The organism is Halomonas sp. CKK8 (assembly GCF_029625235.1).
In the GTDB taxonomy this organism is placed as follows: domain Bacteria; phylum Pseudomonadota; class Gammaproteobacteria; order Pseudomonadales; family Halomonadaceae; genus Halomonas; species Halomonas ventosae.
The window spans coordinates 3,688,475-3,713,807 of record NZ_CP121193.1 but is presented as its reverse complement, the minus strand read 5'-3'; the positions used below and the strand labels follow the sequence as shown (position 1 = coordinate 3,713,807).

Sequence of the window (25,333 nt, the reverse complement as noted above, 5' to 3'; positions counted from 1 at the left end):
CGCCTCGTGTCGGGTCCTGTCAGCAACACCTTACTGTGTCGCCCTTTCCTTAAGGATTTCTTAAGGTAGCATGACCAGAGTGTGACGGCGCCGCCTCCGGCGCCTTTCTCCCCTCCCTACCCACCGACAGGTCGCTCGCCGAAATGGTGTGCCGGCCCATTCAGGATCGTGACCTTCGCATGCTCGCAACCCTTCTCGAGCGCTGGCGCTGGCTGGGCGCCTGGTCCCTGGCCAACCTGCTGCTCGCCTGGCTGATTAGTCTGCCCTACCTCCCCTATATCGCCCCCGAGGGCGCCGAGCAGTGGGGCTATCTGCTGCTGGTGTTCCTCGGCCATATCGCGCTGTTGGTGTGGCTGGGCGCCCTGCCGTTGCTGCTGCTGACGCCGCTGCTTCGCGCCCCCTGGTTGTGGCTGCTCACCACCCTGTGGGCCGGCCTGCTTCAGCTGGTGCTGCTGCTGGATACCTTCGTCTATGCCCAGTACCGCTTCCACCTGAGCGGCTTCATCCTCGACCTGCTGGTCAACGCCGGCGGCGACGTCTTCCGCTTCTCGTGGGTCACCTGGAGCCTGGCCATCGGCGGCGTGCTGGCGATGCTGGGGCTGCAGGGGGCCCTGGGGGCCTGGCTCCGGCGGCGCCCGCCGTCGCGGCCGGTATTGCCGGTGCTGGCCATCAGCCTGCTGGCCCTGCTCGGGGTGCACGGCTGGCATGCCTGGGCCGACGCCCACTACGACCGCGACATCACCGGCATGACCCGCCATGTGCCGCTCTTCTATCCCGCCACCGCCAAGCGTTTCTTCGTCAAGCGGGGCTGGGTCGACCCCCAGGCGGTGCGTGACCGGGAGGAGCTGGAGGCGGCGCAGGGCAAGGCCCAAGACCTGGATTACCCCACCGCACCGCTGAGCTGCTCGTCGCCGGCCACCCCGGCCAACCTGCTGCTGGTGGTGCTGGACACCGCGCGCCACGACCTGCTCAACCCCGAGGTGATGCCGAACCTCAGCCGCTTCGCCGATCGCCCCGGCTGGTACCGCGCCGAGGCGCACTTCAGCGGAGGCAACTCCACCAAGGCGGGGGTCTTCAGCCTCTTCTATGGCCTGCCGGTCACCTACTGGGATGCCTTCACCGGCGGCCAGACGCCGCCGGTGCTGATGGAGAGGCTCGAGGCCGCCGACTATCGCTTCCAGGTGCTCTCCTCGGCGACCCTGGTGAGCCCCGCCTTCGATCGCAACGTCTTCGCCGGCCTGGAGGATGTCTCACTGACGCCGGCCAAGGGCGAGCCCTGGGAGCGTGACCGGCAGATCACCGACGATTGGCTGGCCTGGATGGAGGCCTCGGCAGAGGCGCCCAATGCCACACCGTTCTTCGGCTTCCTCTTCTACGACGCCATCCATGGCTACAGCCATCCGCCCGACTTCCCTCGCTTCACCCCCTACTGGGAGCAGATCAACCATATGGCACTGGGGCCCGACTTCGACCCCGAACCCTACTGGAACCGCTACCGCACCGCGGCACGCTACGTGGATGCGCAGCTCGGGCGGGTGCTCGACGACCTCGAGCGGCGCGGCCGGCTCGACGACACCGCCGTGGTGATCACCTCGGACCATGGCGAGTCCTTCAATGAGCACGGCCAGAACTACTGGGGCCACGGCAGCAACTACACCCCGGAGCAGGTGCAGGTGCCGCTGGTGATGCACCTGCCGGGGCGTCCCGGCGGCGTGCTCCAGGGCCGCACCCACCACGCCGATATCGCCCCGACGCTGCTAGAGGCGCTGCTCGGCTGCGAGGCCGCCCCCGAGCGCTACACCCTGGGCCATAACCTGCTCGCGCCCGAGGGCGGGCGAGACTGGCTGCTCTCCGGCAGTTACATGGGCTATGGCATCCTGCTGCCGGAGTACCAGATCGCCGTGCATCCGACCGGCGCCTTCGAGGCCTACGACTACCGCATGAACGAGCTCGAGGCGGTGCGCCCCTCTCCCGAGGTGGCCGCCGAGGTGCTGCAGGCGCTGTCGCGCTTCTATCGGTGAGCGTGCGGCGCGAGGATGAATGCCGTATGAACGCGGCGTTAAGGCTGCTGAAAGCCGCACTGGCGTAAAACGGTCGTCGTCCATCGACCGAGGAGGATGACGACATGAACTGGCTGGATTCCGAACACCGTTACGGGGCCGTCTCGCGGGCGCTTCACTGGAGCATGGCCACGCTGCTGATCCTGATGCTGGGCACGGAGTGGCTGGCGGAGCTCGTCGGCATGAGCGAGCGCGAGGCCATGGCGCTGCACAAGAGCGTCGGGGTGCTGCTGCTGGGGCTGCTGGTCTTCCGGCTGCTGTGGCGCCGGGTCAACCACGGCAGGCTCGAGGCCCATGCGCACTGGCAGTGGGCGGCCCGGCTGGGCCATCTGGCGCTCTACGCGGCGATGCTGCTGATCCCGGTGAGCGGCCTGCTCGTCGCCCTGGGCAGCGGGCACGGCGTGGAGGTCTTCGGCCTGCCGCTGATCTCGCCGGGAGCAGAGATCGAGTGGCTGGAGGAGGCCGCCGAGGAGACCCACGAGGTGCTGGCCAACCTGCTGTGGCTGCTGATCGGCGGACACGTGGCGGCCAGCTTGGCCCACCAGCTCTGGCTGCGCGATGGGACCCTGACGCGCATGGCCTGAGCAGCGGGACGAGGAGAGCCCCGAACCCGGCGCACCCGATATCCGCAGGGCACGCCGGGTCCGCTGTCGATGAGCGTCAGGCACGGGCCTAGCTCGAGTGGGGGCCTGTCTGGCGCCCGTCGAGCCAGCGCAGGGCCACCTTTCGGGCGTAGGCCAGCTCCCGGCACCAGGTCAGTCGTCCGGCCGTGCGGCGGATCCCCGCGCGGCGCAGCTTGACGAGGATGCGTGCCGGCAGTCCGACCAGCACCAGGGCGACCCCCTGGCGGTGCATCTCGTCGACCAGGGCCTTGAGGGCCACGATGGCGGTGCCATCCATGCTCGGCACGTCATGCATGTCGAGGATGACGATCCGCACCTTCGGGTCCACCAGGTGCAGCGAGGTGAGCGCCTTCTCCGCGGCGCCGAAGAACAGCGGGCCATTGATGTCGTAGAGGGCGACCTCGCCGGGCAGCGTGTCGATGCTGGCATGGGGCCCGCTGTCGACGCGCTGGGTCTGGGTCAGCAGCGACATGCGCCGGATGAACAGCGCCGCGGCAAGCCCGATGCCCACCGCCACTGCCAGTACCATGTCGAAGAGCACGGTCAGGAGGAAGCAGGTCACCAGGATGGCCACGTCCCCCGCCGGGGCGGAGCGCAGGGTGTGCAGGAAGTGGCGGGCCTCGCTCATGTTCCAGGCAACGATGAACAGCAGCGCCGCGAGTGCGGCCATCGGTACCAGCCCCAGCAGGCCCGCCAGGGCCACCACCGCCAGCAGCACCACCAGCGCATGCACCACTGCCGCGATCGGCGAACGGGCACCGCTGCGGATGTTGGTGGCGGTCCGGGCAATGGCGGCCGTGGCGGTGATGCCGCCGAACAGCGGCGCGACGATATTGCCCAGCCCCTGGCCAATCAGCTCGGCGTTGGGGTCGTGCCGGGTCCGGGTCAGTCCGTCTGAGACCACCGCGCAGAGCAGCGATTCGATCGCTCCCAGCATGGCGATGGCGAAGGCGGGACCCAGCAGGGCACGAATCAGTTCGAAGCTCAGCTCGAGGGGTTCGCCATCCGCGCCGGGCAGTCGCCAGGGCGCCACGAGACTCGGTGCGATGGGGGGAATGCCGCTGCCTGTCTCGCCCTGTGCCTCCCAGGTGAAGCGCGAGGCGATGGTCTCCACCAGGTTCCCCGTGCTCGGGTCACCGATCCCGTGGTTGACCGCATAGGCCGCCAGCGCGCCGACCACCAGCCCGACCAGGGGCGCCGGAATCGGTACATGCAGGCGTGGCCAGAGCAGCATGATGCCCAGGGTGAAGGCCCCGATCCCCAGTTCCAGCGGCTCCAGGCTCGGCAGCGAGACGGCGATCCGTCCCAGGTTCTCGACGAAGTGCTCGCCCAGCTGGCCGACCTGAAGGCCCAGGAAGTCGGGCACCTGGAGGACCGCGATCACCACCGCGATCCCCGCCGTGAAGCCCAGCACAACCGGATAGGGCACGTACTGGATGAGGCGCCCCATGCCGGTGAGGCCCAGCGCCACCAGGATCAGGCCGGCCATCATCGTGGCGATCAGCAGGCCGCCCAGGCCGTACTGCTGGACGATGGGGAAGAGGATGACGACGAAGGCCGCCGTCGGCCCCGAGACGTTGAAGCGCGAACCGCCGGTCAGCGCGATGATGGCGCCGGCGACGATCGCCGTGTAGAGCCCGTGCTGGGGAGGCACGCCCGTGGCGATGGCCAGGGCCATGGAGAGCGGCACGGCCACGGTGCCGATGGTCAGCCCGGCCAGCACGTCATGCCGCAGGTCGTCCAGGCCGTAGCCGTCTCGCCAGGCCGCGCGCAGGCCGGTGGCGATGCCGGGAAGTCGCGGGGACGGTCGGTGGCGTGCCATTGCGCGGTGTCTCCTTGTTGCGGGGTCTCCCGCCACCGGGATGGGCCGGTGGCCGCATCCCGCCAGGCGGTGATCCGGTTGTTTATGTGAATTACATTAACATGCCGTTAGCATTGTCGACAAATGCACCCCCGCCATTGCCTCGGGTGAGAGCGGCAATTAACATTTGATGATAATGCTTTCGGAGAATCACGATGGAGAAGAAGACGGCACGCCTGACCCTGCTGATCGACCCGCACAAGAAGCGGGCCTTCGAGCAGCTCTGTGCGGCCCAGGACCTGACCCCCTCCCAGGTGGTGCGACAGCTGATCCGCGACTACCTGCGCGACCATGACGTGGAGTACGAGACACGCCCCGACCTGGCCACCCGGGATGCGCCGGGGCGGGAGTGAGCTCTCGCTCTGGCCGGGAGGGGGCAGGGCGCAGCCGTGTCTCCCGGAAACCTGCCAGAAGGCAGTCGACCCACACGCCCGCATCTGCGAGCAAAGCCGAGACGCTTCAGCCGGCCGTATCTACCTGCCGGTTCGGGTATGTAGTCGTGGCACTCTACCTACTCTAAGGCCTTCGAGGCCTGGTTCGAGTGAGGCCGACATTGTCAAAGCTCATGGCCCATCACGACCTGGCAGATATCCGAAAAGCTTCTTGCCCCTGGCAATGTGGTCGAGTCACTACCGAGTGAACGTCCGATATCCGATGCCGAGATGAGTCCACGTATCCTCGGGTTTTGCCCCTCTGCCTTGTCGGTTATCAGCAGATGCTGTTCGCCGAAGCTCTCCAGTGCCTTGACCAGATCGTCGATCGTCATGGAGGTCAGTTGTTCCAGCGACATGGTGAGCAGTTTGCGGCAAGGGGTCTGCACCATGCTGACCGTCACTCCCTCGCGCGTGATGCCGCGCTGCTGCATGGCCTGGGTAATACGCCGACCCCCGATCACTTCCTGGGCGGTGAGCACGCCAGTGCATTGCCGCCGATCATCCACGACCAGGAGCAGGCGGACTCCGCCATGGCGCATCTTCATATGCGCCTCATCTACCGGAGTGTCGGCCTTGATCATCCTGGGTTGTATCAGTGTGAAGTCCGTCATCAGCGCGCGGGCCGGACTGCTGGGTAGCAGCCTGTTAATATCCGGTTCGGCGATGGCGGTGGGGGAGGTTAAAAGGTTCAGAGGGCTGGTTGAAAATGCCATGGTTGTCATGAGTCATCTCCATTGATTGGTCAGGGCGCATGAGGAGCCTGTTTTCGGCTTGTCCGGTGATCTCACCGTTTCATGCGTTTCTTACGACAGCCTTAAGACGCCACGTCCTGACGATCCGGTATTGCCTCGACAGCAGTGTGCAGGTTCGAGCGACACGCCTGGCTGATGTCCAGGCGGGGGTCGCGGATGGCGCTCTCGACGCCCAGCATGCCAAGCAGGCTATGGAAGAGGTGGTCATGACTCAGCGACTGGTTGGCCAGGCGGGCCAGGCAGTCGCGCTCGAGCCTGGCGGCTTGGTCGAACGCGCGGGAGGACCACCAGGTCATGGGGACCCGGGTCTGTTCCTCCGGGGCGATGGCGTAGGGCAGGCCATGCAGGTAGAGGCCCTTCTCGCCCAGCGACTCGCCATGGTCGGAGACATACAGCATCGCCGTGGCCAGAGAGGGCTGCTGCTCCAGCACGCTGATCAGCTCGTCCAGCACGCTGTCGGTGTAGAGGATCGCATTGTCGTAGCTGTTCACGATCGACGCCCGGGAGCACTGGGCCAGGTCCGCCGTGTCGCAGGTGGGCGTGAAAGCCCGGAAGGCCTCGGGATAGCGCTGGAAGTAGCTGGGACCGTGGTTGCCGAGGGTGTGCAGCACGATCACCGTATCGTCCGTCACCGACGCCATGCGCCGCTTGAGCTCCTCGACCAGCACGCCGTCCCGGCAGTCATGCCCGTCGCACAGCGCCGGATAGGCCTCCGGAGACGGGGTGTAATGCTCGACCCTATCGCAGACGCCCTTGCAGCCCGACTGGTTGTCGATCCAGGTTACCCGGTAGCCCGCGTGCTGGAGCACGTCCGGCAGCGACTCGTGGCTTTGGATATAGCGCTCGTCGTAGTTGCCATTGCCGATGGGCGCGAACATGCAGGGCAGCGAGACGGCGGTGTTGGTGCCGCAACTGGCCACTTCGGGGAAGTTGATGACGTCGCGGCTCGCCAGGCGCGGCGTGGTCTGGCGCGCGTAGCCGGACAGCCCCCAGTCGGCGGCGCGCACGGTCTCGCCGACCACCAGAACCAGCAGGCGCGGCGCGCCGGTGGCGCTGGTCCGACGAACGGCATCCTCGCCGATCGGCAGGCGCGCCTCCGGCAGAGGGGCGTCGGCCGCCATCACCTGGCCGGTGGAGACGAGGGCGTTGCCCGGCGTGACCAGGTAGCGCAGCTCGTGGTGGTTGCGCATCAACGAGGAGAGGCTCTGGAAGGAGAGCAGCAGGGATACCACCAGCACCCCCATGCTGCCGGCCAGCCACAGCAGCGACATGCCGAGCCCCCGTTGCCAGCTGCGCTGTCGCAGCGGCCAGCGCCAGATCAGCAGCGACGGCAGCCCGGCGAAGAGCAGCAGGTAGAGGGCCAGCCCCGGGGTCAGCAACTCGCTGGCCTCCCGGGTATCGGTCTGCACCACGTTGTCGATCATGTGGGTATCGAAGTAGCTCCCGTAGTGGCCGGTGAAGTAGCTGACGGCGGCCGCCAACAGCACCAGCAAGGACAACAGCGGCCTGACGCTGAACCGGTTGACCAAGGGGAGGAAGACCACCAGCTGAAAGGCGGTCATCACCACCCCGTAGCCGACCAGCTGGCCCCAGTCGCCAGCCCCCGTTGGCGGCTCGGCCGCGATCACCGCCGACCAGAACCGCTGGTTGTAGAACAGCGTGAAGGCCACGCAGGCCAGCAGCGTGAGCGCCTGGGGGGACAGGGCCGGAAGCCTCGGGCGCGGGATGGCCCGCCCCAGGCGGGCCAGGGAAATCGAATCAGGCATCGGGGGATGTCTCGTCAGTGTTGTGCGGCAGGATTAGGCGACGTTGCGGGTGATGCCTCGTCGGCAGTAGCCAGCTCGCCAGCAAGGAGCTGATCGTCCAGCAGAGCATCAGGGTCCAGAGGTCATGGGAGAGGAAGTGGGCGCCCCGCAGCTGCTGCGTGATGCCGAAGACCAGGCCCAGCCCGAGTCCCGTGGCCAGCCCCAGCCAGCGCCGTCGCGGCAGGGTGGCGGCCAGGAAGTAGTAAAGCGCCAGCCAGGCGTAGCCGGCACTGGCGTGGCCGGCGGGAAAGCAGGCGGTGTCCGGCATCCCGTCGGGTCGCCACGCCAGCAGCCCCACGAAGGGCCATTCGCCGCCATAGCGGGCCAGGTCCCAGGGGCACTCCATGCTGATTAGCTGCTTGAGGGTCGAGACCGCGAGCGTCGAGCCTGCCACGGCGAGAAAGAGGAAGAGTAGCGGCCGTCGCCATGGGCGCAGCGGCGTCGGCGGCAGGCTGGCAAGCAGGGCAAGCACGACCCCGGCCCCCATCCGCTGGCTGAGGTTGCGGCCTCCGCGATGCAGCCACTCCTGAAGCAGTACATGATCCTGCAGGGCCCACTTGCCGCCTTGCCACTGGTAGAGCGCATCGGCAAGGCGGAAGTCCAGCTGCAACCCCTGCTCCACCAGCATCAGGGCGGTAAAGCCGCACCAGGCGAGTACCAGGGGGCAGGGGAAGGAAACGGGAAACCTTGTTACTGCGCCGGAGCGTATCGTCACCCGGGGTGTCCTGTCGGGCATGGCATCGCCGTATCGAGAAGCGGAGATGCCAGTCTGGCCCGGCCAGCTTAACGCTGGCTTATGGTGAGAAGGTGGTCAGGCCACCCGGTGAGTGCGCGGCAGCACGACCTCCACCCTGAGCCCGCCGCCCGGGGCCTCGTCGAATCTCAGGCGGCCGCCGTGGCGCTGCAGCAGCCGGTCGACGATGGAGAGCCCCAGGCCGGCGCCCGCCCCCGGGCCGGCTCGGTGGAAGCGCTCGAGGACCTGGGGGTGTTGCGCCGGCGGGATGCCGGGGCCCTGGTCGTCGATCGTCAGGGTCAGGGCGTCGGCGCCGGCCGCCAGCGCGACGGTGACAGTGCCGCCTTGGGGGGAGTGCTGCAGCGCATTGCCGGTCAGGTTCTGGATCAGGGTATCGAGGGTCCCGGGTTCGACCGCGAGCGCCCAGTCGTCGCCCTCGTCGGCCTCCAGCTGCAGCTCGATGCCGCGTTCGGCGGCCAGAGGCGAGAGCTTGGCCAGCGCCTCGCGCACCTCGGCCAGCAGGTCGGCGGGCTGGCCGGCCAGCGGTGTCTCCTCCTCCGGGTCCAGGCGGGCCAGGGCAAGCAGCTGGGTGACCAGGCGAGTGCTCCGAGCCACGCCGTCACGCAGCTTGTCCAGCGCCTCGCGGCGGTCCGCCGGGTCCTCGGCGGCCAGCGCGTTCTGGGCATGCAGGTCGAGCACCGCCAGCGGCGTGCGCAGCTCGTGGGCGGCGTCGGCGATGAAGCGCTTCTCGCGCACCCGCAGCGCGCGGATGCGCTCGAGCAGGCGGTTCAGGGCGCCGGCGATGGTCTCCAGCTCCCGCGGCAGCGGGTGGAGGATCAAGGGCTGCAGGGTGTGGGGGTCGCGTCGGCGGATCTGCTCGGCCATCCGCGACAGCGGCCGCAGCCCCCAGCCGATCGCCCACCACAGCAGCAGGGCCAGCACGGGGAGTCCCAGCAGGTCGGGCATCAGGGTGCGCAGGGCGATCAGGGCCACCAGCTCCCCGCGCACGTCCTCGCGCTCGCCCACCATCACGCGCCGTTCCCTCTCGGGCGTGCTCAGCGCATAGACCCGCCAGTCATGGTCCTCCAGGCGGGTGTCCTCGTAGCCCTCCCTGAGCTCGGTCAGCGGCTCCTGCGGCGCGCTGGCCGAGCGCAGCAGCAGCCGGTCGCCCTCCCACAGCTGGAAGGCGAGCTTGCTCTCGTAGCGGTGGCCGGCGATGCGCTGGTCGGCCTGCTCGGCGCGCTGCAGGGAGGCCTCCAGGCTGGCCAGCAGCGCCTCGCGCTGCTCGGCGGCCAGCGGGGCGCGCATCAGCCCCTCCAGCAGCCGGGCGTTCTGGGCCAGGTTGGCATCGAACAGCTCCTCCACCTCGTGGGTGGCGTCGCGGTAGCTGGTCAGGCCGATCACCAGCATGCTCAGGCCGAAGACCAGCAATACCACGCCGAGGGTGCGTCGACGGATCGACATCAGCCCGTCCTGTCCGGCACGGGGCTGTCCAGCACATAGCCGATGCCGCGCAAGGTGCGGATCAGCTCGGGGAAGAACTTGCGGCGCAGGTGGTGCACGTGCACCTCGATGGCATTGCTCTCCACCTCCTCGTCCCAGCCGTAGACCAGCCGGGTCAGGGTGTCGCGGGTGAACACCCGGCCCGGATGGGCGAGGAACTCCTGGAGCAGGGTGAACTCGCGTCGCGAGAGCGACACCGGCTCGCCGCGGTAGCTGACGCTGTGGGTGGCCGGATCGAGGCGGATGCCGCGGGCCTCCAGCACGCTGCTGGCCTGTCCCTGGCTACGGCGCAGCAGGGCCCTCAGCCGGGCCTTGAGCTCCGCGACCTGGAAGGGCTTGACCAGGTAGTCGTCGGCGCCGGCGTCCAGGCCGGCGATGCGGTCGTCGATGCCGTCCCGGGCGGTCAGCACCAGCACCGGCACGCGGTTACCGCGGCGGCGTGTCGCCTCCAGCACCCGCATGCCGTCGAGCCCGGGGAGGCCGAGGTCGAGGATCACCGCATCGAAGGGCTCGTTGCCCTTGAGGGCGGCCAGGGCCTGCCGGCCATCGGCCAGCAGGTCCACGGTGAAGTGCTCGGGCTTGAGGGCCAGGCGGATGCCCGCCGCCAGGCTGGGGTCGTCCTCTACCAGCAGGATGCGCATGGGGGCGAGTCACTCCTTCAGTTGGGCCAGCAGGCGGCGCACCTCCTCGCGGCGCCCCGCATCGGCGAGCTCGCGGCCGGGGCGGGGCGGTGCCTGCAGCGCCTTCTCCAGGGCCTGGCGTGCCTCGCCGTCGCGGCCCTGCTCGTGCAGATAGTCGCCCCAGAAGTAGAGGCTGTCGAGCCCGTCGGGGTTGATCGAGAGGGCCCGCTGCAGGTGCCACTCGGCCTTGTCGTCGTCGCCGAAGGCCACCGGCCAGCCCGGGACCTGGTAATAGAGGGCGCCGAGGCTGGTGTAGGCCGAGCCGTCCAGTGCCAGGGGGTCGAGCGCCAGGGCGGTCTCCAGCTCGGCGCGGGCCTGCTTGACCAGTTTCAGGGCACCCAGGCCCCCGCTGGCGCCGGCCTGGGTGGAGCGCACGATGCCGGCCCATACGTGGAGCTCGGCTGCATCGGGGTGGGCCTCGAGCAGGCGATCGGCCTCGGCGACCAGGGCGGCATAGGCGTCCTCCTGCTGCCTCTCGGGCAGCTCGTAGCGGATCTCGGCCCAGCGCTGCTGCAGCCGGGCGAGCGGCTCGGCGATCTCGGCCTCCATGGCCAGTAGCCCGGTTGCCGGCAGGCAGACCAGGGCGCTGGCCAGCAGGGCCGCGGCCAGGCGACCTCGCCTGGCCGGTGTCTTGCTGTGGTGTCGTGTCATGGCGGGGTTCCTCGTGTCGGGGGATCTTCAGGGCGTGTCGCGGGGTACGGTCGCACCGGGCGTGGCGACGAAGCGGCGGATGATTGGCAGCTGGCGCGCCAGGGCCCGGTCGACCAGCCTCGGCAGCAGGCTGTTGAGCCTCGTGAAGAGCCGCTCGGGCCGGCCCACCTGGGTCTCCTCCCGGCCACGCTCGATGGCTCGGCGCACCGCCGAGGCGACCCGGGCGGGGGTGTCCATGGCGTTGCCGAGCGCCTGGTTCATCGCCTCCACCTCGGGGGCATTCATGGCGGTGCGGGTGGCGCGGGGGGAGACGTGCAGCACCCGCACGCGGGTATCGGCGAGCTCCCGGTGAAGGGCCTGGCTGAAGCCGCGCAGGGCGAACTTGGTGGCGCAGTAGCCGACCTGGCCGGGGTAGCCGATGGTGCCGAAGGTCGAGCCCAGGTTGATCACCCAGCCATGCCGCGCCGCCAGCAGCATGGGCATCAGCGCCCGGGTCAGCTGCAGGGTGGCGGTGAGGTTGAGGGTGACCAGGCGCTCGAGATCCTCGTCGCTGCAGGACTCGAACAGCCCTACCCGGTTCACCCCGGCGGCATTGACCAGCATGTTGCAGCCTGCCGCGGCGGCGGTCTCGGCCAGCGCGGCCCGGTCCCCGGGGCGGGTCAGGTCGGCGGCCAGGGCCGTCACCTGGCCCGGGTGGCGGGCGACGAGGGCCTCGAGGGCCTCGTCGCGACGCCCCGTGACCAGCAGCGTCGCGCCCGCGGCGGCGAACTCGTCCACCAGGGCCTGGCCGATGCCGCCGCTGGCGCCGGTCAGCAGGATCCGCTGGGCGGGCCAGCCCCCCTCCGGCAGGGCAGGGCCGCGAGACCACCCGTCAGGCCAGCGCATCGGAGAGCTCCCGGGTGGCGCTGCCACCGGCACAGCGGGCCTCGACGCCGCGGAACATGGCGCCGTAGAGGCGATAGACCGTCTTCGCGGTGTCGATCACCGCCGCCAGGTCGCCGGCCTCGAGGCGGTTCACCAGCCCCTCGAAGAAGGCCAGGTGACCGATGTCCAGGCTGCCGTGGGAGGTCAGGTAGCGCACCGCGTCGTCGGGCAGGCCGAGGCTCGCCTGCAGCCGCTCGGCGGCCTGGGTGGCCAGTGCCGTGCTGGTGCCCTCGAGCACCTGGACCATGCCGAAGAAGGCCACCGGGTTGCCGTGGGTGATCTCGTCGCGCACGGCGGCGACCATCAGCCGGGTGGCGGGGTCCGCCGGCCGGGCGGTGGCCGCCTCGGGGTCGCCGCCGGCGGCGCGGATGTCATCAAGGATCCACTGCTCGTGGCCATGCTCCTCCTCGATGTACTCCACCAGGGCGTCGCGCAGCCAGCCCAGCCGGTCCGGCAGGCGGGCGCCGCAGGCCATCATCAGCGGCACCGTGAAGCGCACGTGGTGATAGGCCTGGCCGAGGAAGGCCAGGTACTCGCTGCGGCCTACCTCGCCGGCCAGGGCGCGGGTCAGCAGCGGCGTGGAAAGCAGCCAGTCTCGCTCGGCGCGGGTGGCGGCCTGGAGGTGCTCATAGGGGGTCATGGGGTCACTCCTTGCGCGGGATGGGGCCGGCTGGCGAGGAGCCAGTCGCGGTAGCGGCCATGGATGGCGTCGCGTCGCAGGCGGCCGTTGGCCGTCAGCTGGTGGTTCTCCGGGGTGAAGGGCGCGCAGCGTCGCCACTCCTGTACTCGGGCATAGTCGGGCAGGCCGGCATTGACCTCGGCCACCGCAGCGGCCAGTCGGGTGTCGTCGAGGTCGGGCGAGGCGGGCACGATCAGTGCCCGGTTCCCGGCCAGGGCCTCGCCGAAGACCAGTGCCTGGGCGATGGCCGGCCGGGCGCAGAACTCGCCCTCCACCCACTGGGGGTCGACGTTGCGGCCGTAGGCGGTGATGAAGACCTCCCGGCGGCGGCCGTCGAGCGCCAGGGCCTCGCCGGCCCAGTGGCCCAGGTCGCCGCTGGGGTGCCAGTCGTCGGCGGCCGCCTCGCCCAGGTAGCCGAGCATGGTGGCACCCCGGACCTGCACCTCGCCCTCGGCCAGGCGGACCCGGGCATGGGGCAGCGGCCGGCCCACGCCCCGGACGGGCTCGCCGGGCCTGTTGAGGCACACCACCGAGGCACACTCCGAGAGCCCGTAGCCCTCGAAGACCGGCCAGCCGCCAGCCTGCGCCCCGGCGAGCAGTGTGTTTGCCACCCGGGCGCCCCCCACGGCGACGAAGCGCAGGCTCTCCGGGGCCTCGGGACTCGCCGCCACCAGGGCCTGGAGCAGCTGGGGCACCAGGATCAGGCTATGGGGGCGGAAAGCCTTGATGGCCGCCAGGGCCCGGCGAGGGTCGAAGCCGCTCGCCCCCTGCCAGCCCAGCTCGGCGACCGCGGGCAGGCCGGCGGTGGCGCCCAGCCACAGCGGGACGTAGAGGCCGCCGATGTTCTCGAGCAGGGTCGCCAGCGGCAGCATCGCCAGGTGGCGCTCGATACCGAGCGGTTCGACCACGGCGGCGAGGCTCTCGGCCACCGTCAGCGGGGCGAGGCCGTCGAGGCAGACGCCCTTGGGCGCGGCGCTGGTCCCGGAGGTGAAGGTGATGCGGGTGGTCCCGGCATGCAGGGCCGGAGGCGAGGCCACCCGGCGGGTGGCGATGGCCGGGTCCCGCGTGGCGGAGAAGCCGAGCGCCTCGGCGCCGGGGCCGATCCAGGCGTCCAGGCCGGCGCTCGCCACCAGATGACGACGCTGGGCGCCGCTGAAGAAGGCGGGCACCGGCACCGCGACTCGTCCGTCCCGCAGCAGCGCCAGGTCCCACAGTGCCCAGTCGATGCCGTTGTCCAGGGCCAGGGCGACCCGCTCTGCTCCGGCCGCGGCCAGGCGTTGACGTCGGGCCTCGACCTCGGCTGGCAGCGCGGCGAAGGTGACTCGGCGGTGGCCGTCGTCCAGGGCCAGGCGCCCGGGGCAGTCGGCGGCGTGGCGGGCCAGCCGCGCGAGGAGGGCCTCAGGCGAGCCGGTCATCGGTCACCTCCGCGGGGTGTGCGAGCGGCAGCAGGCCGCGGTCGACGAGCACCCGGTGGGCCCGGCGCAGGTCGCCGGCGATCACCCAGGGGTGGCGGTCGTAGTAGCGCCCCCACTCGGCCTGGCCGGCCCCCAGGCGGGCCGGGTCGGCGGGCATCAGCGGGTGGAGGTCGAGGCCCAGTCGGCGGATGCCGTTGTGGACCTCGGGCGTAGCGGTGAACAGCAGCCAGGCGATGCCCTCCGCCGCCAGCTGCTCTACCAGGTGGAGGTAGAGCGGACGCTGGAGGCCCGGCCGCCGGCTCGCCAGGTTGCCGATCTCGGCGATCTCGTCGCGGGATGTCGCCCGGCCGAGGCGGCGGGAGAGGAAGGCCTCGGCACTGTCATCCAGATAGCGCTCCTGGAACAGCGGCCCCCCGGTGGCGGCGCGCATGCCCACCGCCGCCAGGGGACTCTCGGCCTGCCAGAGCCCGAAGAGGCGCGGCAGGAAGTGGCCGATGCGGGCACCGTGCTCGGCGGCGAAGCGGCGGCGCACGAGCTGTTCCAGGCGGCGTCGCTCACGCCAGAGGTGGGCCTCGCGCCAGGCCAGCGGTGGCGGGCACAGGCCCATCGGCGGCTGCCGGCATGGCGTGGGGGAGGGCAGGGGGGCTGAGCATCGCATCGGGGCGTCTCCATGACGTTTCACCGATACTCTGGCCCTCGCAACTTAACGCCCGCTTAAGGGAGCGACAGAGGCGTCGCCCCCGCCGGGTCAGGCGCGGATACAGACGCGGCCCTCGGCCGTCCTCTCGCGACGCCGGGGTCGGCACGCTCCATATCGCTCACCACGAGTCGGGGGCATGGGCCGGCCTTGCCGGTCTCTCGGCCGTGGCGTCAGGGGGCGGGCGCGGCGGCACCCAGGAAGCGCTCCTGCCAGTAGTCCAGCGCCAGGGTGGTGGTGGTGACCCGGCGACCCCGCCCCGGGGCGTGGATCATCTCGCCGTCGCCCAGATAGATGCCCACGTGGCTCGCCTTGCGCCCCCCGGCGGTGGCGAAGAACAGCAGGTCGCCGGGGCGCGCCTCATCGACCCGCGGCAGGGCCTCGAACTGCTGTCGGGAGGTGCGGGGCACGCGGATGCCGGCCCGGGAGTAGGCCCGCTGCACCAGCCCCGAGCAGTCCATGCCGCGCTCGGTGGTGCCGCCCAGGCGATAGGGGGTGCCCAGGGCGCGCCTGGCCTCGGCGAGGATCAGCGCCCGGTCGATGGAGAGCTCTCCCGGCGCGTCGCGGGTGGCGAGCTCGCGCCCCGCGCAGCCTGCCATCAGGGCGGCCAGCAGCAGCATGACCAGCATGCGGATGCCGGCCATCGGCAGGGCACGGCCGGTCGCAGGACGGGGCAGGGCATGGGGCGCGGGCATCTCCGGGTCACTCTCGGGTGGTCATGCCGTCAGCCTACCCCTTGGCTTGCATCAGCGAAAGGCGATGCGCGTGCCGCTGGCGAGCATCTCGTCCGGCGAGAGGGCGTGGCCCGGCACGCCGATCATCTCGTCGCCGCACTGGTCGCCCCAGGTCAGCACGCCATGGGTCAGGCCGATGCCGCCTAGCAGGTCGCGGATCTCGCCGGTGCCGAGGAAGGTGCGGGTATGGCCCTGGCTGTCGGAGAGCTCCGAGACGTCGTTGGCGTGGTGGAAACGCACCGTGTAGATGCCATCCATCGACTCGACCTCGACGATCGGCGTGAGGCCATGGGCGACGGCATTGGCGATCTCCTTCAGGGTGACATGGTCACCCAGTTGATAGGCCGGGATGGACATGGGGCTGCCTCGTGAGGGGTCATGGATGTACAACTAGTGTAGAAGGTGGTTCGCCCATATCAAGCGTGGTTATCGCTGGTGGCGACCGACGGTACGGCGGCAAATGCAATATATGTATATGACTTATAAAGGGAGTGGCGACCTGCGGAGCCGGGTGGGCTCCACCCGAGGGGGTGGAAAAGCGCGCCGGCCGCCCTCACGTCCTTGACGCATCGACCATCCACCCTTGCGAGAAGGAGTCCCCATGAGCTTCCAGGGAGAGCAGCACCCCGGCGTCCAGGCGCCCACCGCGGATAGCGAGGGCTTTCGCCTCAACCACACCATGCTGCGGGTCAAGGACCCGGAGAAGGCGCTGGCCTTCTATACCCGGGTCTTCGGCATGCGGGTACTGCGTCGGCTCGACTTCGAGGAGATGCAGTTCTCGCTCTACTTCCTGGCGCGCCCGGAACCCGGCGAGCGCGTCCCGGAGGAGACCGGCGAGCGCACCGTCTGGACCTTCAGCCAGCGCGGGGTGCTCGAGCTGACCCACAACTGGGGCACCGAGGAGCAGCAGGACTTCGCCTACCACGACGGCAACGCCGAACCCCAGGGCTTCGGCCATATCTGCTTCAGCGTGCCGGACCTCGAGGCCGCCCAGGCCTGGTTCGACGCCAACGACGTCACCTTCGTCAAGCGCGGCGACCAGGGCAAGATGAAGGACGTGGTCTTCGTCAAGGACACCGACGGCTACTGGATCGAGGTCGTGCAGGCGGACCGTCTCGGCCAGATGGGCGACTGACCCCTCTGCGTGCTCCCGGCGGGGCGATCTTTGCCTTAAACGGCGCCGGGGGATAAGGTCTCGGCCATGTTCGTTCATGGCATGACCTGCCAAGGAGACCCGATGAAAGCGCTGAATCGTCCCATGACCCTTGCCCTGGCCGGTGCCCTGCTGGCCGCCCCGCTGGCCTGGAGCTCCGTTGCCCTGGCCGAGGAGCCCGCCCAGGTGCGCTTCTCCGTGCCCGCCTGGCCCGGCGTGACCGTCAAGACCGCCCTGGCCGCCCAGCTGCTGGATGCCCTGGGCTACCAGACCCACCAGCAGGAGCTCGGCTCCACTATTACCTACGAGGCCCTCACCCAGCGCGAGCTGGATGCCTTCCTCGCCGCCTGGCTGCCCGCCCAGCAGTCGATGTTCGACGCCACCATGGAGAAGGGCCTGATCGTCGACCTCGGCAACAATGTCGAGGGCGCACGCCTGGGCTTCGCGGTGCCGACCTATGTCCATGATGCCGGCGTGACCTCCGCCGAGGACCTGGCCGATGAGGAGATCGCCGAGAAGCTCGGTCGCACCGTCTACTCCATCGAGGTCGGCTCGGGCATGAGCGACACTCTCAACGAGGCGGTGGAGAACGACACCTATGGCCTGGGTGACTGGAACCTCTCCGAGACCTCCACGCCAGGCATGCTCAGCGCGGTGGACGCGGCCATCAACCGCGAGGAGTGGATCGTCTTCGCCGGCTGGACCCCCCACTGGATGAACATCGAGTATGACGTCCAGTACCTGACCGACACCCAGGACATGTGGGGCCCCGACGGCGGGCGAAGCGACGTGCGTACCCTGGTGACCAGCGACTTCGCCGAGGCCGCCCCCAATGCCACGCGGCTGCTCGACCAGCTCAGCTTCACCGCCGATGACCAGAGCGCGATGATCCGCGGCTTCAGCTACGAGGAGCGTGAGCCCGAGGCGGTGGCGCTGGACTGGATCCGCGCCAACCCGGCCAAGGTGAAGGCCTTCCTGGAAGGGGTCACCACGCGCGACGGCGAGCCGGGCTGGTCCGCCGTGCAGCAGGCGCTGGAGATCCCCGACGCCTGATCCTGCCGCGATGACTGACACGACGAGGCCGCCCCACGGGGCGGCCTCTTGCGCTCTGGCCTGGCCCATTTCCGGGTGCCTCGCCCCTCAGGCGAAGGCATAGAGGTCCATGGCCAGCACCCCGTGCTCCACGCTGTGGTGCAGCCGCTTGCCCGGCCCGCCGGCCCCCATGGCCACCAGCAGCGGCTGGAAGTGTTCCGCGGTGGGATGGTTCTCGCGGGCCCGGGGGGCGCGTTCCCAGGCCAGCAGCGCCTCGCGGTCATCCGCTTCCAGACGGTCATGGACCCAGTCGACGAACTCGCCGACCCAGGCCGGCATCGGCGCCGCCAGGGCCTGCATTTCCGCCAGGTTGTGGGTCAGGCTGCCCGAGCCGACCACCAGGATGCCCTCCTCGCGCAGCGTGGCCAGCTTCTCGCCCAGGGCCACCAGCTCGGCGTTGGACCATCCCGCCGGCAGCGACAGCGAGACCACCGGGATCTCGGCCTCGGGATACATCAGCGACAGCGGCACCCAGGCGCCGTGGTCCAGGCCGCGCTCGGTGGGGACGGCGTTGAGCTCACGGGCCAGGCGCATCGCCAGCGCCGGGTCGCCCGGGGCGGGGTACTGGCACTCGTAGAGCGCCCGGGGGAAGCCGCCGAAGTCGTGGATGGTCTCGGGACGCTCGCTGGTGCTGACCAGCAGCTGGCGGCTGGCCCAGTGGGCCGAGACCACCAGGATGGCCTTCGGTTGCCACTCATGGCCCAGCCGGCGCAGGAAGTCGTGAGCCGGCCCGGGGGTCAGTGCCAGCATCGGCGAACCATGGGAAATGAACAGGCTGGGAAGCATCTCGGCTCTCCTTCGGTGGACGGGCGCCGGCCCCGAGGGGCCGGCGCGGTCGAGGTGGATGATGGGTCAGGCGAAGCGGCGGTTGAGGGTCAGGCTGCCGCTGCCCAGGCCGGCCTGGACCAGCAGGGCGATGGCCCAGAATACCGGGAACTCCCAGCCGCCGCCCTCGCTGGAGAAGACCCAGCCGTTGCCGAGGTGGACCCAGGCGGCGCCGAGCAGCACCGGGACCAGGGCCAGGCTTACCCAGCGGGTGAAGAGGCCAAGGATCAGCGCCATGCCGCCGCCCACCTCGGCGAGGATGGTCAGGTAGGCCAGCACGCCGGGCAGGCCCAGCGACTCGAAGTAGTCCACGGTGCCGGGCACGGTGAAGAGGAAGACCTTCATCAGGCCGTGGGCCAGGGTCATGACGCCGAGCGCGAGGCGCAGCAGGGCGATGGCGTGGGGCTGCAGGGACTCGGGACGGTTCGCGGCAAGGGGCTGGGGGGTCATGGTGTCAATCTCCGTCGAGGGGGTGGGGGTTTGTCGATGGGGCTCACTCTACCCGCGACCCGTCAGGAGATAATCTGGCCGGCATGAAAATCATTGTTGCGTGAATGGCGACAATGAAAGCTCCCGCTCCCAGGTCGGCGGGTCTCCCCAGGCCGCGGCCAGGAAGTCGAGGAAGCGCTCGATCTTGGCCGGCAGGTGGCGGCGAGCCGGAAACACGCCGTGGATGCCCAGCGTTACCGGCGCCTCATCGGTGAGGATCGGGACCAGCCGCCCGCGGCGGATGCTCTCGGCGACCAGGAAGCTTGGCTGGTGCACGATGCCGAGCCCGGCCTCGGCGGCCTGGGTCAGGACATCGCCATTGTTGCTGTCCAGCGGCCCCTGCACGGCCAGGCGGCGGCCCCCCAGCTGCCACTCGGTGCCGCCGCCGGTGCGATAGCGCAGGCAGCGGTGCCCGGCCAGCGCCTCGAGGCTCTCGGGCTCGCCGTGTGCGGCGAGGTAGCCGGGCGAGGCGCACAGCAGCAGCCGGCAGCGCGTCAGGCGGCGGGCCACCAGGCTCGAGTCCGGCAGTGCCCCGATGCGGATCGCCAGGTCATAGCCCTCCTCGAGCAGGTCCACGCGACGGTCGTTGAGGTCGAGGCGCACCTCCAGGTCGGGGTGCTCGACCATGAAGCGGGTGACCTGGGGCGCCAGGTGGCGAGTGCCGAAGCTCATCGGGCCGTTGAGCCGCAGGCGGCCCCGCACCTCGAGGCGGCCCGCGCCGACCTCGGCCTCGGCCTCCTGCAGCGCCTGCAGGATGCCCTGGGCCCGCGCCAGGTAGCGCTCGCCCGCCTCGGTCAGGTGCAGGCGCCGGGTGGTGCGCTGGATCAGGCGCACCTCGAGGTGGGCCTCCAGCTGCATGACCAGCCGCGACACCCGGGTCCGCGACAGCTCCAGGGCCTCCGCGGCCCGGGTATAGCTGCCCAGCTCGGCAACACGGACGAAGGCGGTGATGGCATCCAGCAGCGGCATGGCGGTCCTCCCGGTCGTCATCGGCTCAGTAGCCGGTCATCTCGAGATAGCCCTGCCCTCGCGGCGCGCCACTGGCGTGGTCGGTCACCCTCACCGCGCCCTCCCAGTAGCTCACCGTGGTGGCCATCCAGCGATCGGCATGGGGCGCCTCGACTGTCAGGTCGAGGCCCTGGTCCGGAAGCCGCAGCCGCCAGCGGGTAGGCAGCGTCCGGCCGGCCACGGTCGAGGTGGCCAGGGGCTCGAGGGCGAGGCTGTCGTCATCGAGGGGGGTGGTCTGGCCCTCGGGGGTGATCCAGCTGCCCGAGAGGTAGTCGCCCCCGCCCTCGCCGCCGCCGCGCAGGCGGAAGGCCATCAGCCGGTGGCCATCGGCCAGGTGCAGCGAGAACCAGTCCCAGCCCGCCTGGTCGGGGCCGAGCAGCTGGCTGCTCCACTCGCGGTCGAGCCAGGCGCGGCCCGTCACCTGCCGGGATTCACCGTCCAGGGTCACCTCGCCGCTGACCCGGTAGAAGGGCTGGCTGACGTAGATCGAGCCCTGGCCGTCGGCGGACTTCTGGCTGAAGCCATTCTCTCCATGGCGTACCAGGGGCCCCTCGGCGTCCAGCGCCAGCCGGAAGCCGAAGGGAGCGCCGTCATGCTCGGCCGTGGCGACCAGTTCAAGCTGTGACAGGGCATCCCGGTCGCTGTCCCCGGCGCGGCTGGCCAGCGTCCAGTCGTCGAGCCAGGCATGGAAGGGGGCCGCGGTGACGCCCGCCTGGTCCCGCCCGGGGTCGCCTTCCCGGGAGCCGCCCCGGGCGAAGCGTTCGGCCACCCGGTGGGCCTCGCCCCGGGAGACGGCCATATGGGCCATCCACAGCTGGTCGGCGGCCCAGGGGCCGGGCGTCTCGGGACGCTCGGCGGGAGGCAGCTGGGCCTGGCGGAACAGGGTCCACTGCACGCCCAGTGGCTCGCCGCTGGCATCCTCCAGGTTGGCGGTGAGGTACCACCACTCCAGGCGGTAGTCGGGGTGGGGACCGTGGTCCTCGGGAAAGCGCAGGGGAGTGCCTGGGGCGGCTTGGCGGAATCCCTCGGCCTCGGTGCCCAGCCCCGCGAAGCCCTGGGAAGCGGGGGGCGCCTCGCCCTCGCAGCCCGCCAGCAGCGTGGCCAGCAGGGCCGCCAGTAGCCAGGTCGGCCAGCCTTTCATGACGCTTCCTCCTCGGCCAGCAGGGTGCGGGGCGGCGTGCGCCACAGGGTCAGGGCCGGCAGGGCGGCCGCCAGCAGTGCCACCCCCAGGGCGGTGGCCAGGGTCAGGCCGATCTCGCCGGGGAAGACATGCAGCGGCAGGCGCCAGCCGAAGGCGGCCACGTTGATCACCGCCACCAGGCAGGCGGTGATGGCGATGCCCAGCGGCACGGCGGCGAGCCCCGTCACCAGTGCCGCCCCGCCCAGCTGGGCCAGCTGGATGGCGGCCAGGCGCCCCCGGGTCACGCCCAGCGCCCAGAGCGGCGCCAGCCGGCGGCGGCGCTCCCGGGCCTGGGCCAGCAGGCTGGCGAGCAGGGCCAGGGCCGCCACGGCCAGGGTCAGGGCGTTGAGGGCCCGGGTGATGGCGAAGGTGCGCTCGAAGATCTCGGTGGAGAGCGCCTTGACCTCGCGCTGGTCGCGCAGCGCGTCGCGGCCCAGCGCGAAGCGAGCATCGAGCGCCCGGGAGAGCGCCTCGGCCCGGCGCTCTCCCGGCGTGCCCGTTTCGGCGAGCACGATGCCCAGCGACCCCGGCGCGGCGGAAAAGCGCTCCCGCAGCGCGGCCATGGCCAGCAGCACCTCGCCGCGGGGGTTGCCGTAGTCGGGGTAGATGGCGGCCACCCTCACCCGCTCCTGGCCGGTGGGCGAGCGCAGCACCAGCCGGTCGCCGGGGCCGATGCCCTGGCCGAGGGCCAGCTGCTCGTTGATGAAGGCCTCGCCCTTCGCGAGGGCGGTCCAGGCCGCCTCCCGCCCGGCCCGGGTCTCGAGCAGTGGCCAGGTCGGGGTGAGACGGGCGCCCGGGGTGATGCCGAACAGCGTCACCGGCACCGCGAGGCGCCGGCGCTCCTCCCCGGCCTGCACCTCGAGCAGGGTCGACTCGGCGTCGGCGGTGGGCAGCAGCTCGGCGACCTCGTCGCGCGCGTCCAGCCAGGCCTGCACCGCGTCGAACTGCCCGGCCGGTGGGCGCAGGTAGAGGTCGGCGGTCAGCCGCTGGTCGAGCCAGTCGAGGAAGGTGAGGCGGAAGCCGCCGACCATGCTGCCCACCCCCAGGTTGGCGGAGAGCGCGATCAGCAGCGCCATCATCGCCAGCGAGAGGCGCGGCAGCTGGAGCTGCAGGTCGGCCAGCGCCCACTGGGTCAGGGGGCGGCGCCGGGCGAGCCGGCCCAGGCCGGAAAGCCCGGCCGCCAGCAGCGGCGACAGCCAGAGGGCGCAGGCCAGCATCATCGCCCCGACCAGCACGAAGCCGGCGACCAGCCCCTCGCCGACGGGCTGCGCGGCCAGCCAGGCCCACACCGCCAGGGCCAGCAGGGCGGCCAGGGTGCCGGCGATGGCCTGGCCACGCAGCTGGCGCTGGAAACCCGCGCGCCACGCCTGTGCCTGGCCGAGCCCCAGCACGCCGAGCCGTGCGGCCCGCCACAGGATGCCGCTGCCGGCAACGAAGAGTCCGCCCAGGGTCACCCCGAGCCCGCCCAGCCAGTAGTGCCAGGGCAGGTGAAGCTCTGCGCCCACCGCGGCGCCGTAGAGGCTCTGCAGGGTAGCCGCCACGTCCGGCAGCAGGGTCCGGGCCAGCCACACGCCGCTGGCGATGCCTGCCAGGGCGCCGATGATGCCCAGCAGCGCCAGCTCGAGCGCCAGCAGGGCGACCAGGGTGCGGCCCGGCACGCCCAGGGCGCGCAGGGTGCGCAGCAGCCCCAGGCGCTGCTCCAGCGCCAGGCCCAGCGCCGCCTGGACGATGAAGAGCCCGACGATCAACGCCAGCAGCGCCATGGCGGTGAGGTTGAGGTGGAAGCTCGCGGTGAGCTCGCCCGGATCGACCAGGGTGTCGGCACGGCCGAGCCGGTAGCCCGCAGGGGCCGTCTCCAGCGCGCCGGCCGCCGTCACCAGCCGGCTCACCGCGTTGCCACGTTCCAGCAGCCGGGCCGCGACGGCGATGTCCACCACCAGGGTATCCGGCGGCAGTGCCGGGGCGAGGACCAGTGGCGGCAGCCGCCGGCCATCGGCCAGGGCGGGTTCGGCGCCCGGGGCCGCCGGCCGTGCGAGCCCCAGCCGCGGGGTGGTATCCGGGGCCAGTCGGGTCTGCCAGGGCGGGGTGAAGAAGGCCGTAAGCTCGCCGCGGCTGCCTGCCGTGGCGAAGGCGCTGTCGCCGGGCAGGGTCAGCGGGTCGATGCCGATCACCGTCAGCCGCTCGCCCGAGGATGTCACCACCGTGCCCTCCAGCAGCGGCGAGACGGCCAGGCCCTGGCGGCGCAGGGTCACGAAGTCCGTACGGTCGAGGGGCTCGCCATCGCGGCGCTCCAGGCGGTCCAGGCCGGTGGTGAAGAGCGCCTCGGCCCGGTCGTAGCTGTCGCGGGCCGAGGCGTTGATCGCCTGCACGCCGCTCCACAGCGCACCCGCCACCCACAGGCCGAGCAGCAGCATGGCCAGCTGGCCGGGGTGGCGGCGATAGTGGGAGAGCAGGGTGACCAGGGCGGTGAGCATGGGGGCACGTGGTTGGCGAGCGGGGCCGTGTGGTCCCTCCTGCCGGTATCGTCTCATACAAGCGACAGCGCGGGGAATGGCAAGCCCCGAGCACTATCGGCATGGCCCGCGCGCGGCGATAGCCGATGAGCCGTCAGCTGCCGACTACTCCTCCGGCGACTCGTCGAGGTGCAGCCAGCGGGCCAGCCGTGAGTGACGCCGTCGGCTCAGGTACCAGGGCAGCAGGGTCATCACGGCGAGTATGACAAAGGCGGCCGTGATCGAGAGCAGCGGGTGCAGCTCATAGGTTCGCCCTAGGCTGGCGAACACAAGGGTCATGGGCAGCATGCCGATCACCGTGCCCAGGGCGAAGCGTCCCGCGGTGATGGCGGTGACCCCGGCGGCATAGCTGACCAGTGCAAACGAGAAGATGGGCACCAGGCGCGTGACGAGTACCGTCAGGAACAGCAGCCGCTGGGAGCCCTGGATACCGAACAGCGGATTGTTCGGCAGCCGGGCGCGCAGGGCATCCCGCCCCAGCAGCCGGGCCAGGGTGAAGGCGATCATGGCCCCCGTCATGGCGCCGATGATCGACAGCAGCGCCCCGGGGAGCAGGCCGAAGGCCATCCCTGCGGCCGCGGCCACCGGCAGGGTGGGAATCGGGCCCACCACCACCGCCAGCATCATCAACAGCAGGAGCAGCAGCGGGCCCAGGTTGCCCTGGCTGTTGAACCATTCGGCGATGCCGGAGGGGGAGAAGCTCATGGGCAGGCCCAGCGCCTGGAGCAGCCACCAGATGCCGGCCATGATGGCCGTCACGGTGGCGAGGAGTCCGGCCCTGAAGGCCCAGACGGCGGGGGGGGTCACGCTGTCGGTGTCCTGACCGCGCTGAATTGGCCGAGGTGGCCATGGGTGAGGTGCAGGCGGCGGTCCAGCGGGGCGGCCACGCGTGGGCTGTGGGTGACCATCAGCAGCGCGCAGCCGGTATCGCGGACCAGGGCCAGCAGCAGGTCCAGCACCTCGTCGGCGGTGCCTTCATCCAGGTTGCCGGTGGGCTCGTCGGCGAGCAGCAGGGCCGGGCGTGGTGCCAGGGCACGGCCGATGGCCAGGCGTTGCTGTTGGCCGCCGGAGAGCTGTTCCGGGTAGCGCCTCGCCAGCCCGGCCAGGCCCAGCCGCTCCAGGAGCTCCGCCGTCCAGGCGCTATCCTCGCGACTGGCGAGGCGCGCCTGCAGGCGCAGGTTGTCGCGCACCGAGAGGCTCGGTACCAGGTGGAACTGCTGGAACACCAGGCCCAGGGTCTCGCGACGCAGCCGTGCCCGGCCCGCCTCGCCGAGCGACGAGATTGCCCGGCCGGCCACCCTGGCCTCGCCGCGGTCGGGCAGGTCGAGGCCCGCGGCGAGGTGCAGCAGGGTCGACTTGCCGCTGCCCGACTCGCCCATCAGTGCCAGGCTCTCGCCGGCATCCAGGGTCAGGTCGACCCCGGCCAGCACCGTGAGCGGGCCCTGGGGCGTGGCATAGGCCTTGTGGACCTGGCGGAACTCGAGCATGGGAGACATCCTTCGCGGCCGGAGCTCGATGGTCC

Annotated in this window: 25 protein-coding genes; 5 read left to right on the top strand and 20 right to left on the bottom strand. The window is 70.9% G+C overall.

The window, feature by feature from the left end; genetic code table 11:
• Nucleotides 1–179 precede the first annotated feature (179 nt).
• The gene (locus P8934_RS17570) at nt 180–2,021 is read left to right on the top strand and encodes a DUF3413 domain-containing protein (RefSeq protein WP_278032141.1); all 1,842 of its coding nucleotides are present in this window, start codon (nt 180–182) and stop codon (nt 2,019–2,021) included.
• Nucleotides 2,022–2,125: 104 nt separating this feature from the next.
• Entirely contained in the window at nt 2,126–2,644 is a 519-nt protein-coding gene (locus P8934_RS17565) for a cytochrome b/b6 domain-containing protein (RefSeq protein WP_278032140.1), read from the top strand.
• Nucleotides 2,645–2,732: 88 nt separating this feature from the next.
• On the opposite strand, the gene dauA is transcribed toward P8934_RS17565, so the two are convergent.
• A complete protein-coding gene (dauA, locus tag P8934_RS17560) occupies nt 2,733–4,505 on the bottom strand; it encodes a C4-dicarboxylic acid transporter DauA (RefSeq protein WP_278032139.1) in 1,773 nt (590 codons plus the stop codon).
• Between the two features lie 194 nt (nt 4,506–4,699).
• Here dauA and P8934_RS17555 point away from each other — a divergent pair, with 194 nt between their 5' ends.
• Nucleotides 4,700–4,897, top strand: coding sequence for a CopG family transcriptional regulator (locus tag P8934_RS17555; RefSeq protein WP_278032138.1), 198 nt, complete (start codon nt 4,700–4,702; stop codon nt 4,895–4,897).
• Between the two features lie 203 nt (nt 4,898–5,100).
• On the opposite strand, the gene P8934_RS17550 is transcribed toward P8934_RS17555, so the two are convergent.
• The 12 genes from P8934_RS17550 to P8934_RS17495 all read right to left on the bottom strand — a co-directional run bounded on the left by P8934_RS17550 (nt 5,101) and on the right by P8934_RS17495 (nt 15,908).
• Nucleotides 5,101–5,700: a CBS domain-containing protein gene (locus P8934_RS17550; protein ID WP_278032137.1), complete on the bottom strand. Its 600-nt coding sequence runs from the start codon at nt 5,698–5,700 to the stop codon at nt 5,101–5,103.
• A gap of 92 nt (nt 5,701–5,792) precedes the next feature.
• On the bottom strand, nt 5,793–7,496 hold the full coding sequence (locus tag P8934_RS17545) for a phosphoethanolamine--lipid A transferase (protein ID WP_278032136.1): 1,704 nt from the start codon (nt 7,494–7,496) through the stop codon (nt 5,793–5,795).
• Entirely contained in the window at nt 7,489–8,250 is a 762-nt protein-coding gene (locus P8934_RS17540) for a phosphatase PAP2 family protein (RefSeq protein WP_278032135.1), read from the bottom strand. Before P8934_RS17540 ends, P8934_RS17545 begins: the two co-directional genes overlap by 8 nt.
• A gap of 96 nt (nt 8,251–8,346) precedes the next feature.
• On the bottom strand, nt 8,347–9,732 hold the full coding sequence (locus tag P8934_RS17535; RefSeq protein ID WP_347403444.1) for an ATP-binding protein: 1,386 nt from the start codon (nt 9,730–9,732) through the stop codon (nt 8,347–8,349).
• The gene (locus P8934_RS17530) at nt 9,732–10,412 is read right to left on the bottom strand and encodes a response regulator transcription factor (protein WP_278032134.1); all 681 of its coding nucleotides are present in this window, start codon (nt 10,410–10,412) and stop codon (nt 9,732–9,734) included. The genes P8934_RS17535 and P8934_RS17530 overlap by 1 nt, the downstream gene beginning before the upstream one ends.
• 9 nt (nt 10,413–10,421) lie before the next feature.
• Complete coding sequence (locus P8934_RS17525) at nt 10,422–11,102, bottom strand: hypothetical protein (protein ID WP_278032133.1); 681 nt, start codon at nt 11,100–11,102, stop codon at nt 10,422–10,424.
• A 27-nt stretch (nt 11,103–11,129) separates the two neighbouring features.
• Complete coding sequence (locus tag P8934_RS17520) at nt 11,130–11,987, bottom strand: SDR family oxidoreductase (protein ID WP_278032132.1); 858 nt, start codon at nt 11,985–11,987, stop codon at nt 11,130–11,132.
• A complete protein-coding gene (locus P8934_RS17515; protein ID WP_278032131.1) occupies nt 11,974–12,666 on the bottom strand; it encodes an iron-containing redox enzyme family protein in 693 nt (230 codons plus the stop codon). The genes P8934_RS17520 and P8934_RS17515 overlap by 14 nt, the downstream gene beginning before the upstream one ends.
• Nucleotides 12,663–14,120, bottom strand: coding sequence for an AMP-binding protein (locus tag P8934_RS17510; RefSeq protein WP_278032130.1), 1,458 nt, complete (start codon nt 14,118–14,120; stop codon nt 12,663–12,665). The genes P8934_RS17515 and P8934_RS17510 overlap by 4 nt, the downstream gene beginning before the upstream one ends.
• On the bottom strand, nt 14,104–14,778 hold the full coding sequence (locus P8934_RS17505) for a thermostable hemolysin (RefSeq protein ID WP_278032129.1): 675 nt from the start codon (nt 14,776–14,778) through the stop codon (nt 14,104–14,106). The genes P8934_RS17510 and P8934_RS17505 overlap by 17 nt, the downstream gene beginning before the upstream one ends.
• Before the next feature lie 212 nt (nt 14,779–14,990).
• Nucleotides 14,991–15,461 (bottom strand): C40 family peptidase, encoded by a 471-nt coding sequence (locus tag P8934_RS17500; protein WP_278034057.1) that lies wholly within the window; start codon nt 15,459–15,461, stop codon nt 14,991–14,993.
• A 102-nt stretch (nt 15,462–15,563) separates the two neighbouring features.
• Complete coding sequence (locus P8934_RS17495) at nt 15,564–15,908, bottom strand: hypothetical protein (protein WP_278032128.1); 345 nt, start codon at nt 15,906–15,908, stop codon at nt 15,564–15,566.
• 244 nt (nt 15,909–16,152) lie between these two features.
• Here P8934_RS17495 and gloA point away from each other — a divergent pair, with 244 nt between their 5' ends.
• Both gloA and P8934_RS17485 read left to right on the top strand, forming a co-directional pair.
• On the top strand, nt 16,153–16,686 hold the full coding sequence (gene gloA / locus P8934_RS17490; protein WP_278032127.1) for a lactoylglutathione lyase: 534 nt from the start codon (nt 16,153–16,155) through the stop codon (nt 16,684–16,686).
• Between the two features lie 102 nt (nt 16,687–16,788).
• On the top strand, nt 16,789–17,757 hold the full coding sequence (locus tag P8934_RS17485; protein ID WP_278032126.1) for an ABC transporter substrate-binding protein: 969 nt from the start codon (nt 16,789–16,791) through the stop codon (nt 17,755–17,757).
• Between the two features lie 87 nt (nt 17,758–17,844).
• Here the strand turns inward: P8934_RS17485 and P8934_RS17480 are convergent, their stop codons facing one another.
• The 7 genes from P8934_RS17480 to P8934_RS17450 form a co-directional block, all read right to left on the bottom strand.
• Nucleotides 17,845–18,582: a class III extradiol ring-cleavage dioxygenase gene (locus P8934_RS17480; RefSeq protein ID WP_278032125.1), complete on the bottom strand. Its 738-nt coding sequence runs from the start codon at nt 18,580–18,582 to the stop codon at nt 17,845–17,847.
• 66 nt (nt 18,583–18,648) lie between these two features.
• Entirely contained in the window at nt 18,649–19,071 is a 423-nt protein-coding gene (locus P8934_RS17475) for a DoxX family protein (protein ID WP_278032124.1), read from the bottom strand.
• Nucleotides 19,072–19,161: 90 nt separating this feature from the next.
• Entirely contained in the window at nt 19,162–20,079 is a 918-nt protein-coding gene (locus P8934_RS17470; protein ID WP_278032123.1) for a LysR family transcriptional regulator, read from the bottom strand.
• A 25-nt stretch (nt 20,080–20,104) separates the two neighbouring features.
• Nucleotides 20,105–21,259: a lipocalin-like domain-containing protein gene (locus P8934_RS17465; RefSeq protein ID WP_278032122.1), complete on the bottom strand. Its 1,155-nt coding sequence runs from the start codon at nt 21,257–21,259 to the stop codon at nt 20,105–20,107.
• Nucleotides 21,256–23,772: an ABC transporter permease gene (locus P8934_RS17460; protein WP_278032121.1), complete on the bottom strand. Its 2,517-nt coding sequence runs from the start codon at nt 23,770–23,772 to the stop codon at nt 21,256–21,258. Before P8934_RS17460 ends, P8934_RS17465 begins: the two co-directional genes overlap by 4 nt.
• A 144-nt stretch (nt 23,773–23,916) precedes the next feature.
• Nucleotides 23,917–24,618 (bottom strand): TVP38/TMEM64 family protein, encoded by a 702-nt coding sequence (locus P8934_RS17455; RefSeq protein ID WP_278032120.1) that lies wholly within the window; start codon nt 24,616–24,618, stop codon nt 23,917–23,919.
• Nucleotides 24,615–25,298 carry an ABC transporter ATP-binding protein gene (locus P8934_RS17450; RefSeq protein WP_278032119.1) on the bottom strand — a complete coding sequence of 228 codons (684 nt, stop codon included), beginning with the start codon at nt 25,296–25,298 and terminating at the stop codon, nt 24,615–24,617. The genes P8934_RS17455 and P8934_RS17450 overlap by 4 nt, the downstream gene beginning before the upstream one ends.
• Between the last annotated feature and the right edge of the window lie 35 nt (nt 25,299–25,333).